General features: G+C 59.6%; 11 protein-coding genes and 5 pseudogenes. 6 read left to right on the top strand and 10 right to left on the bottom strand.

Annotated features, from left to right (window positions below):
- Window positions 1-65: 65 nt before the first annotated feature.
- The gene (locus tag LG661_RS11765) at window positions 66-980 is read left to right on the top strand and encodes a LysR family transcriptional regulator (RefSeq protein WP_230532090.1); all 915 of its coding nucleotides are present in this window, start codon (window positions 66-68) and stop codon (window positions 978-980) included.
- Between the two features lie 314 nt (window positions 981-1,294).
- On the opposite strand, the gene LG661_RS11760 is transcribed toward LG661_RS11765, so the two are convergent.
- The 5 genes from LG661_RS11760 to LG661_RS11740 are packed head-to-tail and all read right to left on the bottom strand — an operon-like array spanning window position 1,295 to window position 6,662.
- Entirely contained in the window at window positions 1,295-2,584 is a 1,290-nt protein-coding gene (locus LG661_RS11760) for an MFS transporter (protein ID WP_230532089.1), read from the bottom strand.
- A gap of 7 nt (window positions 2,585-2,591) precedes the next feature.
- A complete protein-coding gene (locus LG661_RS11755; protein WP_230532088.1) occupies window positions 2,592-3,623 on the bottom strand; it encodes an amidohydrolase family protein in 1,032 nt (343 codons plus the stop codon).
- A 9-nt stretch (window positions 3,624-3,632) separates the two neighbouring features.
- Window positions 3,633-5,165, bottom strand: a complete 1,533-nt coding sequence (locus LG661_RS11750; protein ID WP_230532087.1) for a tripartite tricarboxylate transporter permease — start codon at window positions 5,163-5,165, stop codon at window positions 3,633-3,635.
- Window positions 5,166-5,184: 19 nt separating this feature from the next.
- Window positions 5,185-5,637 (bottom strand): tripartite tricarboxylate transporter TctB family protein, encoded by a 453-nt coding sequence (locus tag LG661_RS11745; protein WP_230532106.1) that lies wholly within the window; start codon window positions 5,635-5,637, stop codon window positions 5,185-5,187.
- Between the two features lie 17 nt (window positions 5,638-5,654).
- Window positions 5,655-6,662, bottom strand: coding sequence for a Bug family tripartite tricarboxylate transporter substrate binding protein (locus tag LG661_RS11740; RefSeq protein ID WP_230532086.1), 1,008 nt, complete (start codon window positions 6,660-6,662; stop codon window positions 5,655-5,657).
- A gap of 256 nt (window positions 6,663-6,918) precedes the next feature.
- On the opposite strand from LG661_RS11740, the gene LG661_RS11735 reads away from it, so the two are divergent.
- Window positions 6,919-7,638 (top strand): GntR family transcriptional regulator, encoded by a 720-nt coding sequence (locus LG661_RS11735; RefSeq protein ID WP_230532085.1) that lies wholly within the window; start codon window positions 6,919-6,921, stop codon window positions 7,636-7,638.
- A 404-nt stretch (window positions 7,639-8,042) separates the two neighbouring features.
- A pseudogene (locus LG661_RS25385) lies at window positions 8,043-8,261 on the top strand (DDE-type integrase/transposase/recombinase); the annotation flags it as partial.
- Window positions 8,262-8,308: 47 nt separating this feature from the next.
- On the opposite strand, the pseudogene LG661_RS11725 reads toward LG661_RS25385, so the two are convergent.
- From LG661_RS11725 to LG661_RS11715, 3 pseudogenes are all read right to left on the bottom strand, one after another.
- Window positions 8,309-8,574 (bottom strand): annotated as a pseudogene (locus tag LG661_RS11725) (IS3 family transposase); the annotation flags it as partial.
- 5 nt (window positions 8,575-8,579) lie between these two features.
- Window positions 8,580-10,019 (bottom strand): annotated as a pseudogene (gene garD, locus LG661_RS11720) (galactarate dehydratase); the annotation flags it as partial.
- Window positions 10,020-10,090: 71 nt separating this feature from the next.
- Window positions 10,091-11,346 (bottom strand): annotated as a pseudogene (locus tag LG661_RS11715) (tripartite tricarboxylate transporter permease); the annotation flags it as partial.
- Window positions 11,347-12,496: 1,150 nt separating this feature from the next.
- Here LG661_RS11715 and LG661_RS11710 point away from each other — a divergent pair.
- Entirely contained in the window at window positions 12,497-14,977 is a 2,481-nt protein-coding gene (locus tag LG661_RS11710) for an autotransporter outer membrane beta-barrel domain-containing protein (protein WP_230532084.1), read from the top strand.
- A gap of 128 nt (window positions 14,978-15,105) precedes the next feature.
- Window positions 15,106-15,804 (top strand): annotated as a pseudogene (locus LG661_RS11705) (IS6 family transposase).
- A gap of 36 nt (window positions 15,805-15,840) precedes the next feature.
- On the opposite strand, the gene LG661_RS11700 reads toward LG661_RS11705, so the two are convergent.
- Window positions 15,841-16,278 carry an alkaline shock response membrane anchor protein AmaP gene (locus LG661_RS11700; RefSeq protein WP_230532083.1) on the bottom strand — a complete coding sequence of 146 codons (438 nt, stop codon included), beginning with the start codon at window positions 16,276-16,278 and terminating at the stop codon, window positions 15,841-15,843.
- The gene (locus tag LG661_RS11695; protein WP_230532105.1) at window positions 16,242-16,574 is read right to left on the bottom strand and encodes an SDR family NAD(P)-dependent oxidoreductase; all 333 of its coding nucleotides are present in this window, start codon (window positions 16,572-16,574) and stop codon (window positions 16,242-16,244) included. The genes LG661_RS11700 and LG661_RS11695 overlap by 37 nt, the downstream gene beginning before the upstream one ends.
- A 705-nt stretch (window positions 16,575-17,279) precedes the next feature.
- On the opposite strand from LG661_RS11695, the gene LG661_RS11690 reads away from it, so the two are divergent.
- Window positions 17,280-18,218 (top strand): NAD-dependent epimerase/dehydratase family protein, encoded by a 939-nt coding sequence (locus tag LG661_RS11690; protein WP_230532082.1) that lies wholly within the window; start codon window positions 17,280-17,282, stop codon window positions 18,216-18,218.
- Window positions 18,219-18,286 lie beyond the last annotated feature (68 nt).

Genomic DNA, 18,286 nt, shown 5'->3' with positions numbered 1-18,286 from the left:
TCTGGACGTGCCAGTGGATAAAATGATAAGATCTGCTCATTGTTATTATAATCTATGATAGCCCTATGCTTGAGAGCCTGCGTGACATGCGCCTGTTCGTCGCCGTTTATGAGGAACGGTCCTTTACGGCGGCGGCCGAGCGGGAAAGTGCAACCCAGTCCGGGGTTTCGCAACACATCCGCAAGATTGAGGATCGTTTCAACGTCAGGCTCTTCACCCGGGGCAACGGAGCCGTGACACCGACACCTGCCGGGGACAGCTATTACCGGCACTGCATCGAGGTGCTCAGAAGCAACGAGGCTGCGTCTCGGGCGCTTATGACGTTCAGCGCCGGGCTAGATGGAGAAATCACCGTTGGGCTGATGCCCACAGTGACCCGGTGCGCTATGGCTCCGGCGCTGGCTCGGTTCATGGACCGACACCCCAACGTGGTCGTACGCGTCACAGAAGCTTATTCGGCGCTGCTCACCCAGCAGGTCCGAGCGGGAGAGTTGGATTTCGCTATTGTCCCAGCCTTCGCCGAGACTGTGGGCCTGAAAAGCCGTTTGCTGGTGCAGACTCCGGAAATCCTGGTCTCCAGCGGCCACTTGGATGTGCCGCATCTCGCGCCGATCCGCCTTTCGGATCTGGGAGCGATCAAGGTCATCCTGCCGAGTTGGCAGAACACCCGCCGGAGTAGACTGGAGACGTATTTTTCCTCCAACGGCGTGAAGGTGGACCGGCTGCTAGAGCTCGATGCCATGCTCGGGACGCTCGATCTCGTGGCCAATACCGACTGGGTGACTATCTTGCCCGGTGTGATGATGGCTAACGACATCGTAAGCCGAGGCTTCTGCGTGAACCCCCTCGCCGATCCTCCTCTTGAAACCGATCTCGTGTTGATCGAGCCTGCCCGCCAGCCTCTCTCTCCAGCGGCTCACGAATTTCTCGACGTCCTTGAGGAAGAAGCTCAGCGTCTCAACGCGCTCTGGAAGGCATGATTGTCTCCTCGCCTCGGATAACCTCACCGTCTCGACAGCTGGCGAACGAAAAACGCATAACTGTGATGCAATGCAACATATTGCGTGACGCGCCGCACAAGCGTAAAGGCTCTGCAAGATAATGCCTCGCCTAGTCTGGAGTGACCACAATGTCGACCGGCGCTGCCCTCGCCTCAGCCCCAGTTGCGAAAACCCGCTCGTTCAAGTTTATGCGTTTCTTCAGTGCGGTCCTTGCGATCATGGCAGAGACTGGTTCGCTGCGTGAACATCACAGGAGCAGGAACCCTTCGCTCGAGTGGTAACGCCACCCTATTTCAAGGTGGCGACGCACCGGCGGATATCGGCTTGGGCCCAAGCCGCCTCTCCTCTTCTTCGGCGAGGGGAGCCAGAAGTTGGTAGCTGACCAGAGGCAGCACGCCGAGCGCGACAAAGGCTGCTGTCCACGAGCCAGTTTGCTCGACGATAAAGCCGAAGGCTATTCCGGCGCCTGCGCTGACAAGGCGGATCACAGTTCCCTGAAGACCGATTGCAGTGCCGGCCCGGGCATACCCCGCCATCTCGGCTGCGGCCGTTATGGCAAGACCATTCCAGCTGATCGCCAGAGTACCCGCCGTGATGAGAACCGGAACGAGCAGCACCAACGGAGCATTGACGAGAAGCGCGGAAGCTATGAGAGCAACCGCCATGAACAGTGCCTGACTGCGAATAGGTGGAATGCGGCGTCCCGAAACATCCGAGAGCCGCCCGGCCAGCACACGCCCGACGCCTCCCCCGATATTGATGATCGCCAGAACCAGGGCTGCGAGGCCAATTTCCACTCGGCGATACTCAGCCAAGAAGATGATAACGAAGCCGTTCATGGCCACCTGACTGCAAACCAGGAGGCCTGCGCAGAAGGCAAGACGCCAGAGTGGCTTGTCCTTCAGGGGCGAGACGTCGCTTCTACGAGGGCTGTCCGCTGCGCCAGCAGGCGGTGAAGACAACCACAACGCCGCACATACTGCTCCTAAGAAGGCAGCTCCCGCCAAGGCCGCGAGGGCTACGCCGACACCTGCGGCGGCTGCGATCACAGGCAGAGTCACCGCCGCGACCGCGCTGCCCAGGGGGATCGACATCTGGCGTATGCCGAGGGCGAGCCCCCGTTCGGCCCGCGTGAACCAGTGCATGACAGCTCGTCCGGAAGCGGCAGAGGCGGCAGAGCCGAGCGCCCCGGCCAGAAAGAGCCATGCCATGAAAGCATCCGCCGTTTGGACGAAGGACGCCGCCAGGATGGCAAGCGAGGACGCTCCGAGCCCGACAGCGATGACGACGCGTTCGCCACAGCGGTCGGCAAGCTTGCCCCAAAGGAGCAGCGTGCTCATGATACCCCAGTTTGCAGCGGCGAGGATCAGGCCCACTTCAGGGAGGCTGAGGCTGAAGTCTGAGCGCAGCACCGGAGCCAGCCCAGACAGTCCGTGCTGGAGAGCGGCAAGCGCGGCCTGCGCCAGCACGCCGATACCGAGAATGATCCAACGGTAGGGAGGGCTTTTCGGCACCGGAGGAGAAAACATGGAGCGGACGGCCTGGGCCGAAGCACCATGCCCCTCCTCAGGCGTCTCCAGCATGGCTCGATCAGGCGCTCTGGGCCGCTTGCAGAACCACGGATTGGGGCTCCCCCAGGATTTCGGCTGCCGCCGTCCCAAGAATGGTGTTGCGATCCAGCACCGGCACGTCGAGGGTGCGCACTTGGTTTACGCAATCCATCGTGCCCATGTCGAACGGATAATCGCTTCCGAGCAGGACATGGTCGGCCCCGAATGTTTCCACAAGATAGCGCAGAGCGGGTTCGAAATGGAGGATGCAGTCGAAGTAGAGCCGGCGGATCGACTCCTCCGGCGGGTTCTTTAGGCTGACCTTCCCTTCAGGCCGCACGGACCATCCATGATTCATGCGCCCGACCTGGTAGGGCATGAAGCCGCCGCCATGGGCGAAACAGAACTTAAGGGTGGGATAGCGCTCGAGAACGCCGCCGAAGACCAGAGATGCAGCTGCGATCGTGGTATCAAGTGGATTGCCGATCAGGTTCTTGAGATAGAAAGATTTCAACCGATCGCCGCCTGCGATCTTTTGCGGGTGGATCAAAATGAAGGCATTAAGTTCGGCAGCAGCACTCCAGAGGGGTTCGAGCGCTGGATCGTCCAAGTTCTTTCCCTCGACGTGCGAGCCGATCTGTGCTCCGCGCAAGCCCAGTTCAGTCACAGCACGACGCAATTCCTTAACGGCCCGCTCGGGATCCTGCATGGGTAGGGTGGCGATGCCAAGAAAGCGATTTGGGTGCTGGCCAACGATCTTGGCAATCTCATTATTCTGAATCTGTGAAAGCTTTTCGGCTAGCGCAGGATCCCGGTCGTACAGGAAAGTTTGCGGACAGACTGACAACACTTGCATATCGATCCCGGCCGCATCCATGTGCCTGAGCCTCAGTTCGAGATCCCAAGCTCCCCGAGGGAAGGGGCGCTGAGTGATGCTCCCCACCTGAAGCACCCCCCCCTGCTCATCGACCTCGCTCAAGGTAAACCCGATATCGGGCGCCTCGTTGCGCATGAGGCGCATCATTTCCTCGGTGAGCACATGGGCATGGACGTCGATGGTACGAACGGACATCGCTGAATCCTATTTTGCTGTGAACGTGAACTGAGATGAGTTGTGGTGATGGCGTTCCCTACGCACCCTCATGAAAGCATTGATTGCGGGAAGGGCGAGGGAGGCAAGCACGAGCAGGAACAGGAGGGCAGAGAGAGGACGCTCGAAGAAGATCATGAGACTTCCCTCCGACAGCATAAGCGACTGCCGTAGAGAGGACTCCATCAACTGAGCCAGAACGACCGCAAGTACGAGTGGCGGCCGAGGCAAATCGGCCTTGATCATCAGGTACCCTATCATGCCGAAGAAGAGAGTGAGGCCGACGCTAAAAAGGCTGAGCGAAGTAGCAAAAGCGCCAATGAGGGAAATTACGAGGATGCCGGGTGCAAGATATTCGTAGGGAATCCGCAAGAGAGCGGCGAAAAGGGGCGCGAGGGGAAGATTGAGCACCAGCAGGAAGACGTTTCCGATGAACATGCTGGCCACAAGACCCCACACGAGATCTGGCTGCTCAGTCATCAGCGCGGGTCCTGGACGAATACCCTGCATCACTAGCGCGGCTAATAGAACTGCCGTCGATGCGGAGCCTGGAATTCCAAGAGCCAGCATCGGGATGAGAGCCCCATGCGCAGCAGAATTGTTCGCCGACTCCGATGCCGCCACACCATCCAGCGCGCCGCTTCCGAAGCGTTCAGGATGGCGACTGAAGCGCTTTTCCGTCACATAGGCGAGGATGGCAGCCACTGTCGGACCGGCACCTGGCATAAGGCCGACGAAGAACCCGACAAGTCCGCCACGTAGGATAGCCATTCTGCAATCAGCCCAGTCCTTGGCACTCAACCACATATCTTTGAGGCGGGTCCTCATAGGATTGGTATCAAAGCTGCGCTCTAGGGAATTCAAAACCTCGGCGATACCAAACAGTCCGATAGCCACTGGCAGAAAATCGATGCCGTCGAGAAGCTCCGATGTGCCGAATGTAAGCCGTGCAGAGCCTAGAATAGGATCCGTGCCGACCAAGGCGATAACCAGTCCGAGCACTGCCATCAGCAGCGCCTTGAGCGGTGAGCCGGCACCGATGCTTGCAGTAGCAGTAATGCCGAGGGCTGCTAGGAGGAAATACTCGGGTGATGAGAACCGGAGAGCAAACTCTGCTAGAGCCGGAGCTACGAAGGCAAGGGCAAGTACCGCGCCGATCCCAGCAAGAAAAGACCCGATTGCAGACACGCTAAGCGCTGCTCCCGCCCTGCCCTGCCGCGCCAGTTGATTTCCGTCGACGGCCGTCATCACGCTTGCGGCTTCGCCTGGCACGTTGACCAGCACCGAAGTAAGCGTGCCTCCGTACATCCCCCCATACATGATACCAGCCAACATCATAATGGCCGTTGCGGGCGGAATACCGAAGGTAATGGGCAGAAGGAGAGCCATGCCGGCTGAAGGGCCAATCCCAGGCAATGCGCCGATGATCTGCCCGAGACAAACGCCCATGAAAATAAACAGGAGGTTTGTTGGCGCAAGCGCAACATCTAACCCGTGCCCGAGGGAAAGCAGCGTATCCAACATAAGTGACCCCCTGCTGACCTTAAATGCCCAACATGCCTTTGGGAAAAGCAATCCCGAGCCAGGCTGAGAACACGCCGTAAACAAGGCCCATGGTAACTGCGACTGTAAGTAGGCTCGGCAGAATGCTCCGCCGCTCGACGATGATGAGCAGGAAGAGCATGAAGAGGGTCGCGACAGGGAGCAAACCGATAAGCGGGGCTAGAATGACGACGGTCCAAAGTCCCACCGCTGCTAGAATAACCCGAAACGCGCCCGAGCGATCCGGCCAGTCGCCTGCCGGGCTGGCTTGTCGGCGCAGAGCGCCGACAAGCAGGATGAGGGAAAGAACGGCGCCCGCTGCCGAGATCCAAAAGGGCGCGAAGGCTGGTCCGGGTGCAAAGTCCGCCCAGTAAGGAAGGTGGCGGGTTGCGATGTAAACTCCTGCTGATACAGCAAGCATCACAAGCGCGCTGGTGATATCAACAATCCTCATGGCGGCCACCGTCTGCCTTACTGGGTTTTGGCCATACCGATGTCCTTAAGAACAGCTAAGTGCTCCTGGTGCATCTTGGCCATGTGCTCCTTAGCCTGGCTGGCAGGAACCACTTTGCTGCGCAGGAACATTTCGTTGACAGCTGACTTCCATGCGTCCGTCGCAACGAGCTTCTGAATAGCATCATTCCAGAACTTCACGACAGCCGGATCAGTGTCAGGCGGACCGGCAAGACCCCACGATTGACCCCACACGACGTCTAGTCCTTGTTCTTTGGCCGTCGGCAGATCCTTGAATTCCGGCTCCGTGCGGCGTTCTTCGCTAAGAACCGCTAGTGGCCTGGCCTTGTTGCTTTGCATGAGTGGCAGGATTTCGCTTGGCGTTAGGACAATCATATCCACGTTGCCGCCCAGAAATGCAGTCTGAGCCGCGCCGCCGCCGTCGAACGGAATGTAGTTGAACTTCACGCCGCCGGCCTTTTCAAGCAGACCAGTGACCATATGGTCGGTCGAGCCTGCTTGTGAGCCTCCAACCTTAATGCTGCGCTCACGCTGCTTGGCAAGATCGATAAGGCCTTTTAAGTCCTTAGCCGGAGAGTCGGGCCGTACAGCCAAAACAAGGTCGCCTTGAATGAACATGCTGATCGGCGTGAGTTTGTCATAGACTGTGGGCAGCCCCTGAGTGATGGGTGTTGTGATAATGGGCTGCGCAATGGTGAGAACCGTGTTGGGATCCCCCTTCTTGTTGAGTACCCAATTGGCGGCATTCATCCAGGATCCACCCGTGCGGTTCTGCACAACGAGGGGATTTGTGATGATCTTTTCCTCATTGAGGATCTTTGCCGCGCGGCGCATAAGAACGTCGGGTGTGCCGCCTGGGCTTGTGCCGCTAGTGATCTCTATCGGACCCTCAGGCGCCTTCCCCTGAGCAAAGCCCTGGCCGTAGCCAAGTATGTGGACCGCAGAAACCGAGGCGAATCCCAGCACCACGAGGCGGCGGGTGATTGAGCTTGCAGCTTTGTTCACAGTTGGCTTCCTCCGATTAAAGGTGTATTTCGTTTCTTATCGTTATGACGTCATATGACGTAATATGACGTTCTGAGACTAGAGGCGGGTTGCTGCGGGTGTCAAGCTGATTAAGACATGCGGCAGCCAAGCGTTATCAACTGCTGGAATTCTAAGGTGCGCTTCAATGACTAAGGCGAGTCCCACCCTCCATCCTCTGCGAGGGGCAGACAGTACTCCTCTGTGGCTTCAGTTGAAGCACGCTCTGCGCGACCTAGTGACGTTCGATCTTCAACCGGGTGACAGAATTCCAACAGAAGTCGAGTTGTGTGAGTACTATGACTTGTCCCGGATAACCGTTCGCCAAGCGATATCGGCACTGGTGGATGAAGGCCTCCTGCACAAACAGCAGGGGCGAGGCACCTTCGTTCTGGCATCCCGCCTAGCAGAGCCTCTCGCTGACCCCGAGCACTTCTTGCTGTCGGGGTTCGATGCGGAGGATCCTGAGCATATCCGTGTTTACAGCGTTGAGACGGTTCCCGCTCCAGATTGGATCACCGCCAAACTGAGGCTTCGCTCAAGCGAGCAGGTGCACAAGGTCCGCAAGGTCCTGTCGCCGGATGGCTATCCAGCCGCCTTCCGCACCAGTTTCATCCCGGTTCGCATCGCTCCCAGGTTACCTCAGACTGATCTGTCCCAGCCTCTCTATGCCCTTGTAGAAAAGCTCTATGGTGTGGATGCGGTGGAGGCTGACGAAGTTATCGAATTCATCACAGCGGACGAATTTCGCGCCGGCATGCTGAGCGTTTCCGTAGGCCACCCGCTCATTCTCGTGGAGCGCATTATCTATTCCGGTGCGGGCGAGGTGCTTGAATGCTCACGCGCCTACTACCGCGCTGACCTCTTCCGGCTTCGGCACAGGATGCGCCGGACGGAGGAGATGTCTCAGCCTCGCCGGGTAACGGTAGAGTCGGCAAGCGTAGGTGCTGGAAAGTGAGTTCTTTGACACGGCCATATCTCAAAGATAGCTGCAACCAATGGAAGCAAAAATGCTCATGCTGGAGGCGATTCCACTTAAGCGTATAACGCCGGTTTTGCCGCAAGTCTGCACTTTCGTCGAGGCGAAGAAACGACCACCGGTCAAAGATCCGCGGCGAACCACTCGAACTGAGCAGCGAGTGACGATTGCGCAGGGACCGTTGCGTTAACCTCGACCGTACAACGAGGGGTGGTCCGTAAAGGAGCCACCCCATTGGCTCTGTTCAAGCGCCGCCGCTTTCCGGTTGAGATCATCCTGCTGTGCGTACGCTGGTACTGCAAAAACGGGATCAGCTACCGGATCTGGCTGAGATGATACAGGAGCGCGGCCTCGCGGTCGACCCATTCACCATCTTCCGTTGAGTGCAGCGCTATGCCCCACAGAGCGAGAGGAGAGTTCGCTGCTACCAAGAACCTCGCTCAAGCTCCTGGCGCATTGACGAGACCCATGTGCGGTTTGGCGGCAGGTGGAAGTACCTGTTCAGGGCGGTCGAGAAGCACGGGCAACTGATCGACTTCATGCTGACAGACCGACGAAATACGCAGGCGGCCAACCGTTTTCTGCGCAAAGTCCTCTATACAACGAGCGACTATCCACCATCGTCGATCACAACTGACAAGCTGGCGGCGGTGAGCCAGGCCTCATCGTCTCGTCCTTGCGGAATGCGCCGTTGCGTCGAGCGATGCTGTCCGAGCACCCGGCAGACCCGCCGCTCGGACAGCTTCAGGGTAGATCGAACGTGCTCGATGCAGGCGCGGCGGCGGGCGGGGCTCAGAAGTTTCCCGACGCCGCCTCTTTCAGGATCAGCTTGTCGCGAGTGAGGTCGGCTACTGCTCGACGGAGCCTTGCATTCTCCGCCTCCAGATCCCTCAGGCGCTTAACCTGATCGGATTTGGGTGGAAAATCTCCCATCCGACCTCCTCAATGGTCGCATCGCCGGTGGCAATGCGTCCGGCGTTCACGTCGATCAGGTCCCTCCAGCGTTCTGCCAGTTCCGTCCGGGTCGCTACCTTGATGACCGGGGCAGCGGAGAGGCCGTATGGTGTACCGCGCCCTGTTGTGAAAACCTGAAGCGTCATTCCGGAGGCCAGCTGCAGGGTGCCGCAGACAAAATCGCTGGCGGGCGTTGCCGCGAAGATTAGGCCCCTTTCCTTGACCCGCTCACCAGGCGCCAGAACGCCAGAGATGGCCGAGCTACCGGATTTCGCGACAGAGCCGAGAGCCTTCTCCACTACGTTGGCCAGACCGCCCTTCTTGTTGCCCGGAGAGGGATTGGCGCTGCGGTCGGCTTGACCCTGCGCCAGATAGTCATCGTACCACGCCATCTCGCGAACGAGCGCGCGAGCGACGTCCTCGTTGACGGCGCGAGGAGTGAGGAGATGAATGGCATCCCGCACCTCTGTGACCTCCGAGAACATCACAGTCGCACCCGCACGAACCAGCAAATCGGCTGCGAAGCCAAGAGCCGGATTCGCCGTCACACCGGAAAAGGCATCGCTGCCCCCACATTGCAGCCCGATCACCAGCTCCGAGGCAGGAACAGTCTCGCGCTTGCGGGCATGCAGGACCTTCAGCCGCGCCTCGGCCATTTCCATGATGGCTTCAATCATGTCCCCGAAACCGTGGAATGAATCGTCCTGGAGCCGCACGACGCCCTGCTTGTCATCCGGCAGCAGGCGCTCCGGCTGCAGCTTCTCGCAGCCAAGCCCCACGATCATCACCTCGCCGCCGAAGTTGGGATGCCGGGCAAGGCTCTGGAGAGTGCGGATCGGAATGACCGCCTGCGGCGCATTGATGGCAACGCCACAGCCACAAGCATGGGTCAGCGGCACGACGTCATCCACGTTGGGATACTTCGGCAGCAGCTCTTCCTTGATGCGCCTGACCGCGAAGTCCAGCGTTCCGGCGACGCATTGCACGCTGGTGGAAATCGCAAGGATGTTCTTCGTGCCGACAGAGCCATCCGGATTCCTGTAGCCTTCGAAGGTGTAGCCTTCCAGCGGTGGCAGGGGTGCCGGCACGCGGGTTCCAAGCTCCAAACTGTCGAGCGCCGGTGGCGACGGCATCCGAACCTTCGACTCCTCGACCCAGCTGCCCTGGGGGATGTCGCCGATGGCGTAGCCGATGACCTCGCCGTAGCGTCTAATGGGAGCGCCGTCCGCGAGATCGGTCAGCGCCACTTTGTGGCCCTGAGGAACGAACTCTTTCAGGACGAGGCCGTCTGAGAACTGCGTCCCCGGCGGGAGACCAAAAGAATTCACCACGATGGCGACGTTGTCGCTTTCGTGAAGGCGAATGTAGTGCGGATCGTCGGTCCGTGTGCGCTGATGTACTGTCATGACAGGTCCTCGGTATTCTAGTGCAACTTGCACAAAACTCGCAGTTCGGAGCTGGGCGAGGCGGAGCAGTTCTAACCCTCCTCCTGGAACGCTTCTTCGCGCTTTTGGCGTACTGCGGGAGCAAAGATCGTCGCGAGCAGGATCAGCGCTATGATGAGCATGGCTGCACTGCCAGGCCGAGTCACGAATACACTCGGATCGCCTTTGGACATCAAGAGGGCCCGACGTAGATATTCCTCCATCATCGGCCCCAAGATAAATCCGAGCAGCATTGGAGCTGGCTCACAGTCGAGCTTCCGGAAGACGTAGCCCAACACTCCAAAGGCCGCCATCATGTAGATAGCAAAGGTCGAGTTGTTGAGGCTGAATACGCCGATCGCGCAAAACACTAGGATGGCTGGGAACAGGAAGTGATAAGGGATCGAAATCATCCGCACCCACAAGCCGATCAGCGGCAGATTGAGGACAAGAAGGAAAGCGTTGCCGATCCACATCGAGGCAGCCAGCCCCCAGAACAGGGCCGGCTGTTCATTCATGACTGCGGGGCCGGGCTGGATTCCCTGCATGATCAATGCGCCAAACATCAGGGCCATGACAGGGTTGGACGGGATGCCCAATGTTGCATCGGAATGAAGGAGGTCTGCGCTCCCGCGTTATTGGCGTTTTCGGGACCAGCGACTCCTTCGATTGCCCCTTTCCCGAACTCCTGCGGGTTCTTCGAGACCTTCTTTTCCATCGAGTAGGACGCAAAGGAAGCCGACATCGCCCCGCCGCCAGGTAAGATCCCGAGTGCTGAACCAAGTGCAGTGCCCGGCAGGATCGGAGCCCAGATGCGCTTCCAATCCTCACGCGTGGGAAACAGACCTGTGACGCTCTTGTGGGCGACGGTGCGCCCATGCTCATGCTCAAGATTGGCAATGATCTCGCCCAGCCCAAACACACCCATCGCCACCACGACGAAGCCGATCCCATCGGACAACTCCGGAATGTCAAAGGTGAAGCGGGCCACTCCTGAGTTCACGTCAGTGCCAGCAAGGCCGAGGATGAGCCCCAGTACGATCATCGAAACCGCATGAAGGAGTGATCCACTCGCAAGCACGACTGAAGCCACAAGCCCCAAGACCATCAATGAAAAGTATTCTGCTGGTCCAAACCTCAGCGCAAGGTTTGCTAAGGGCGGAGCCGCCGCGGCGAGCAGGATAGTTGCAATCGTGCCAGCAGCGAAGGAGCCGATAGCAGCCGTTGCAAGCGCCCGTCCGGCTTTGCCTTGGCGGGCCATCTGGTATCCGTCGAGCGCAGTTACGACAGACGAGGCCTCGCCCCCAAGCCCTCTTGCGGTTCAAGCAGCGGGTCCGGGAACTGACGCGTCCATGAACGGCTCGACCAAGTCCTCAACCTCTGTGATTTCTGGCAAGCGAGTCCTAACAGCGACCAAGTTTCGGGACTAGTATTGGGAAAGCCGCGAGGCTCGCCAAGCAAGCGGGGAAGAAGAGTTCAAAGAAGCCAAGTCTCGGCGCGGTTTGCCACCTTGCAACTAGTTTAGATGAGTTCCAGCCTACGGCTGCACACAGGTAACACTCCTCGGGAAGCTCTATCTTGGGCCATTCCCAGTCTGGAGTGGGGTTTTTTCTTACTATGCTCTGGCATAATGTACCTGGCTTCGGGTTGAGCGGGTGATTGGCCACTCAGCTAGCCACTGCCAAGGGGACTGGAGTATGACGCCAGATCGGAAACGAGGCGAGGCAGGCTTTCGCACAACCCAGCAGAGAACATTTGTGAAATCCACTTTTCAGCTCGCCACCTTGAGCGCGACTCGTCGATCAAGACTCTCCTCGGCTTCCCTCATTGCCTTGGTCGCTGCCGGCACGGTCGCGGCTACGGGTCCCCGTGCATTTGCATCCTGCACCGGAACCCAAAATCCAAGCTGGGTGCGTGTTGAGGAGGGTACGTCCGGAGAATGCACCGACACTGAGAATCGGCTCGTCCATATTAACGGGCGCCTCGTAGTCCGCCCCGGCGCGCGAATTGTTGGAACCGAAGTCTCCATCCATAGTGGAACACTCGTCGTCGAAGAAAACGGCGAGATCTGGACGGACAACCCTGGGGATTTCGCGGTTCTCCAGATGGGGGGCACTACGACAATTCAGGTTGATGGTACGATCGCCAGTTGGACTGGGTATGCGATAGGCGCACATGGAGGCACGACCCTGGTCACCATCGGGCCAACGGGCGCTGTACGGAGTTTCAATAACGAGGCGATTGGGTTCGGCAATGATAGCGAGACGGGCTCCGCGTCGCTAACGGTTGCAGGGGAAGTAGCCGTTCTTAGCGGAGACGCTGACGCAATCGTTTTCAGTGGCCTTGGTCCGTCACGACTGGAAATCCACAGCACGGCGGACATTCGTGGGGGAGTTCGCGTGGATAGCCTCGCACCCCATACCCTGGCTCTTGGCGGACCTGCGGCAGGAACGTTCAACATGAACGAACTCGGCACGAAGTACAAAGGCTTCAGTCTGTTTGAGAAGCTCTGGCCTTCGACCTGGACGCTGACAGGCGACACAACCTTTGGCGGTCAGTTTTCCGTCAGGGGCGGAACCATCATAGCTACATCCCGCAGCCTACCGCGCCTCGTGCAGAACACGGCGGCGATCGTGCTCGACCAGAGCATAGACGGAACCTATGAGGGGTCTATTGCAGGAAGTGGTTCCCTGACCAAGTCAGGATCGGGAACCGTCACCCTTACCGGAACCAACAGCTACACCGGGGGAACAAGGATCAGCGGCGGCACCATCCAGCTCGGTGCAGGGGGCACCACCGGCAGCATAACGGGCAACTTAGCCAACGGTGGCACTTTGGCCTTCAACCGTTCTGATAACGTAACTTTTGCCGGCGCTATCTCTGGCGCCGGCCGGGTGGTGCAAAACGGCGCTGGCACGCTGACGCTGTCCGGAACCAACTCCTACTCGGGCGGGACGCAAATCAACAGTGGCGTCGTTGCTGTCTCTTCTGACGCTAACCTCGGTAGTTCCCTTGGAGACCTCAACTTTGACGGCGGGACGCTGCGGTATCTCTCAACCTTCACCCTATCCTCCGCGCGCGGCATCACTTTAGCGGCCGGAGGAGGCACTTTCGACACGAACGGCTTCGATACGACCATCAGCCAAGCCCTGAGAGGGACCGGTCCTTTGACCAAGGAAGGCGCTGCTCGGCTCAATCTGACAGGGACAAGTACCCTATCCGGACCCACATACGTGGAAGCAGGTCGGCTGGCCGTAAACGGCTCTTTGGCATCTTCAGCCGTTACTGTGCGGGACGGAGCAATCCTGTCGGGAACCGGAACGGTTGGAAGCATTCTGGCCCAGAGCGGGGCGATTGTTGCGCCTGGAAATTCCATCGGCACATTGAACGTTTCCGGGAACGTCGGATTTGCGGCAGGCTCAATCTACGAGGTGGAAATCAATGCTGCGGGCCAGTCGGACCGCGTTGCCACAAACGGCGTCGCTACTCTGTTGGGCGGCACGGTGAGCATTCTGCCGGACCAGGGTGCCGGTTATGTGGAGAACAGCCCCTATACGATCCTCACTGCGGCAGGTGTGACGGGCAATTTCGCCAGGGCCGCAGGCAATTTCGCCTTTGTCGATCCTGTCTTGGGTTACAGTCCGAATGCCGTAACCCTGATGCTCGTGCGCAAGACAAGTCCCAATCCACCGGAGCCGCCGGTCTTACCTGATCCTTCAGAGCCCAGTCCTCAGGACCCACACCCGCCGGAGCCGCCAACGCCAACCGAGCCGATTGCTTTCAACTCGGTGGCTGTGACCCCCAACCAGCACGCGATTGCCAATGCTGTCGAGGCGCTTGGCGCTGGAAATCGCCTGTTTGACATTGTACTAGGATCCAGCGTCGCGGGGGCGCGTCAGGCCTTTACGGCTCTCTCCGGCGAGGTGCACGCTTCAGCACCGACTATGATCTACGATGAAGGACGTTTGGTGCGCGAGGCTATCCTCACCCGCTTGCGCCCGCCGCTGAACCCAAGCCTGCCTGCTTTGTTTCAGGGCACCTATAACGCTGCTTATGCGGCGGACCAGCCGGGAGAAAAGCCTCACCAGGCACCGGTCACCCCCCGGTCCGACCCGCGCCGCTTTGCCCTGTGGGGGCAGGGCTTCGGGTCATGGGGCAATATCCGCTCTAACGGCAATGCAGCCTCGATCGATACCTCGAGGGGAGGCTTCATCATCGGTGCAGACGCCCAGATCGACCCCGGATTCCGGATTGGCGCTGCTGGCGGTTTTTCCCGCACGATCTTCGATCTTGATAGCCGCCTCTCATCCGGCACAGCCGAGAGCGTCTTCGGAGCTCTCTACGGTTCGGGGACATGGGGAGCTGTTAACGTCCGCCTGGGCTCATCCTATGCTTGGCACGATATCGACACGAAGCGTTCAATCACCTTTCCTGGCTTCTCGGACCAGGCGAGCGTATCCTACGACGGCTCGACACTGATGGCTTTCGGGGAGGTTGGATACGGGTTTAATTTCGGCCTTGCGAAGGTCGAGCCATTCATCGGCGCCGCTGTCACCCGATTGCACACGGGCGGCTTTGTCGAGGATGGTGGGGCGGCTGCCCTAACGGGCTACGGCCACACGCATGAACTCGCCACAGCCACGCTGGGCCTCAGGGCGGAGGCGCGGATCAGCGAGGATCTCCCCCTGGCGGTTAGAGGCATGCTCGGCTGGCGGAGGGCCTATGGCGATATGGAGTCAGATGCTTTGCTCGCCTTTGCCGGAAGCGCATTCGCTTACGCCGTCTCAGGGATCCCGGTCGACCTGGATGCTCTTGTGGCGGAGGTCGGTCTCAACGGGCAAATCAGCGCAGACATGATGCTAGGCTTGTCCTATTCCGGCCAGGTCGGGGCACGCGCTCACGAGCATGCCGTGAAAGGTAACCTTACTTGGCGATTCTGACCCAATCCGTAGCGAGAGCCTTTCTCTTTGGATGACTGATCGCGAGCCACCATGGCTCTCGGATCTGTTGCAAACCCATCAGTAACTCAGTTCGATTTACGCCTCCCGGCACGTTCCGGAGGTGCATGATGTTCAAAGGCCGTCATTTCGATCGCTCGGTGATCCTGCTGTGCGTCCGCTGGTATCTGGCTTACAATCTCAGCCTGCGGGATCTTGAGGAGATGATGAATGGACGTGGCGTCTCCGTTGATCACACGACCACTCATCGCTGGACAGTTCACTAGGCCCCGCTCCTGCTGGAGCAATTCAATCGGCGCAAGCGCCCGGTCTCCGGCCGATGGCACATGGATGAGACCTACGTCAGAGCCCGAGGCCAATGGCAGTATCTCTATCGCGCGATCGACAGCAACGGCGATACGATCGAGTTTTGGTTCAGCGAACGGCGAAACCTTACCGCTGCCAAGCACTTCCTGCGCAAGGCACTCAAGCGGCATGGCCGGCCTGAGCGGATTGTGATCGACGGCAGCCAGACCAATCGGGAGGCCATTCTGTCCTGCGATATGGAAAACCGGCTCCAGGCTTGGTCACGACGCAAACTGAAGCCGATCCGCATCCGCCAGAGCCGCTACTTGAACAATCGGATTGAACAGGATCATCGGGCCATCAAACGGCGGACCCGGCCGATGCTTGGTTTTCAAACGATTGCCACCGCCCGTGTGATCCTCGGCGGGATCGAGATGGTCCACATGATGCGCAAAGGTCAGGCGAAGTACGCCCGTAATCCGCAGCCGACACTCGCGGAGCAATTCGACCTGCTTGCCGCATGAACGTTTCCCAGAACTCCGGCTCGCTTCTGGCGCTGTTCAGAACTTGCAACGCAACCGGATAGCGTGGTCGGCCAACCACTCTGTGATGTACTGCTCCGGGACCCGCTTCTCGCGATGGGGAAAGAACAGCCGCTGCGAGAGCGGCACCAGGCAGGTCGCCACGAGAATGGCCGCGATGGCGGCTGACCAGACGTAGGCGGGGTCGAGATGCATCCCGACCCACCAGAACTCGTCCGTGAATAACATGACAAAGGTGGGGGTCACGGCCGCGGTCGTGATCCCGGTGAGCGAGAGCGGCAGCATGCGTGCCCAGCTTCGCAGGGCGGGATCGATCACGTCCCTGGGGTGGCGCGCCGCCACCGTGAGATGGATCCGCAACTTGTCGAGCCATACGGTGCCGGGCAGGTCGGGCTCGGGCACCTTGGCAAGAGCCTCGTTCAGGAGGCGGCGCGGTGCCTTTCCGAAGGAGGGCACGGAGTCCCGCTCCGCCTCGAAGGTGAACGGGGCCAGAAAGCACTGCCGAGTTCATCGAACGTGGCCCGAACCTCATCCTCGCTCGACTCATCGGCCTTGAGGGCGACCGCGTCGCCACCTGCGTTACGGATTTCGTGGGCAATCCGCTCGGCCTCATCGGCATGCGAGCGATAGTTGACCCCAACAGCCGCCCCTGCGGCGGCAAATGCCCGGGCGGTGGCAGTCCCGATGCCGGATCTGGCGCCAGTGACCAGGGCCTTCTGACCTTTGAGAGGATGAGCAGGATCATGGGACATGATGGCTTCTCCGTAGGAGATATATTGGGGGTCGCGCTCTGCCGAACGGCGTTCATGCAGTCGCCTTGGTTCTTCGAGCAAGTTCAGTCCTCTGGGCGAGCTCCTGAAGCGCTGCGAAGGTATTGTGTGCCCTGAGGCGAGAGGCGAAGACAGCGCTACTGCGCTGACGACGACCTAATTTCCCGACGGACATTCTCCAGGTCGCGACGGATGCCGTCCATTGCACTTCGGATGCCACTGATATCCCGCCGCAATTCGTCTATCGAGCGTACAAGTCCCCGATTAAGCTCTCGCAGGTCGTCCCGGGTTATCGTTGCGTCCTGGATGTCCCGCTGAACACTCGCGCAATCCGGTGTGCCATCACGGCGGTAGCGAAGGCTCAGGGTATCTCCAACGCTGAAGTAGACACACCGCGTGTCAGGGTCGCGCCAGGTCGATGGCTCTGTTTCTTGTGCTACTGCACCAGTGGCTAGAGCGAGCATGCTGGCACAAACTACGATCTTGATCATCAAACCTCCAGTCGAGAAGGTGGAGCCGCATGCTGTAATGTCCATATCACTCAGCCGACATTATCCCGCGCGAACGATAGTCTTTCCCGCCAGTGCTGACAGCTCATCGACTTCCATAGTGAAGAAGGACGACCCGCCCGGCAAGCGCAGTGAGAGTTCCTGATAATGATCCGCAACTCCTGGGAGCATCGCGACGGTGATCGAAACGGGCGGCTACCACGTTGTACTCGGCGCAGCCGGAGGTGCAGGGTGTGCTCTGACCAACGAGTTGGCGCGCCAGGGCCTCAGTGTGCGAGCGGTAAGACGCAGGGCCTCTGGCCCATGGCCGAACAGAGTTGAGGTCGTTCCGGTCGATCTCATGCGCTCCGAGAATGTTCGAAAAGCCTGCCGAGGTGCGGCGGTCGTCTATTATGCTGCCAACGTTCCTTATCTCCGATGGTTGGATGTCCTGCCGGCCATGACCGATAACTTGATCGCCGGTGCCTTCGCGGCCGATGCGGTGCTGGTGGTGGTCGACAACCTCTACATGTATGGGCCACCGATCGGCCCCATGACGGAAGCGACCCCACGCTGGGCGAGCGGTCCCAAGGGTCCGCTGCGGGTAAGGCTGGAAGAGAGGTTCCTGGCAGCCCACGCCAGCACGCGGGTGGGCGTTGCTATTGGCTGCGGATCAGACTTCTACGGACCGCACGCGAATTCAGCTGCCAATCAGCTGGTGATCAAGCACGCCCGGCGGCGGAAGACCGCCTCCTGGCTGGGGTCGCTCGATGCGCCGCATACGCTCACTTACCTGCCCGACTTCGCCCGGGGTCTGATTACCCTCGGAAGGAATGCCCGCGCCTGGGGCGAGGTCTGGCACATTCCGAGCGGTCCGCCGGTGACAGGGCGCACATTCATCGCCGAAGTCTATAAGGAACTGGGTCAGCCGTTCCGGATAAAGCGAATTGGACGGGGCATGATGACTATCGCAGGTCTGTTCAATCGTCAGATCCGCGAGGCTCGCGAGGTGCTCTACCAGTTCGAGCAGCCCTTCGTGATGGATGCATTGAAGGTCAAGCAGACGTTCGGGGGCACGGTCACGCCACTGCGGGAAGGCATCCGCGAGACGCTCGCCGCCCTACGCGCGGTACCATGAGCTGCCCCCGATCTCCAGAGATCAATGAGCCGGTGGCTGGCCTTTTTCCGCCGTCGCCTCCATTACCC

This window comes from Microvirga roseola, assembly GCF_020866965.1.
Classification (GTDB): domain Bacteria; phylum Pseudomonadota; class Alphaproteobacteria; order Rhizobiales; family Beijerinckiaceae; genus Microvirga; species Microvirga roseola.
This window is presented reverse-complemented; position numbering and strand designations above follow the sequence as displayed.

Bases quoted from the DNA above. Each gene is read 5' to 3' on its own strand.
- LG661_RS11765 (WP_230532090.1), top strand. From the start codon at position 66: ATGCTTGAGAGCCTGCGTGACATGCGCCTGTTCGTCGCCGTTTATGAG.
- LG661_RS11760 (WP_230532089.1), bottom strand. From the start codon at position 2,584: ATGCTGGAGACGCCTGAGGAGGGGCATGGTGCTTCGGCCCAGGCCGTC.
- LG661_RS11755 (WP_230532088.1), bottom strand. From the start codon at position 3,623: ATGTCCGTTCGTACCATCGACGTCCATGCCCATGTGCTCACCGAGGAA.
- LG661_RS11750 (WP_230532087.1), bottom strand. From the start codon at position 5,165: ATGTTGGATACGCTGCTTTCCCTCGGGCACGGGTTAGATGTTGCGCTT.
- LG661_RS11745 (WP_230532106.1), bottom strand. From the start codon at position 5,637: ATGAGGATTGTTGATATCACCAGCGCGCTTGTGATGCTTGCTGTATCA.
- LG661_RS11710 (WP_230532084.1), top strand. From the start codon at position 12,497: ATGAACGAACTCGGCACGAAGTACAAAGGCTTCAGTCTGTTTGAGAAG.
- LG661_RS11695 (WP_230532105.1), bottom strand. From the start codon at position 16,574: ATGTCCCATGATCCTGCTCATCCTCTCAAAGGTCAGAAGGCCCTGGTC.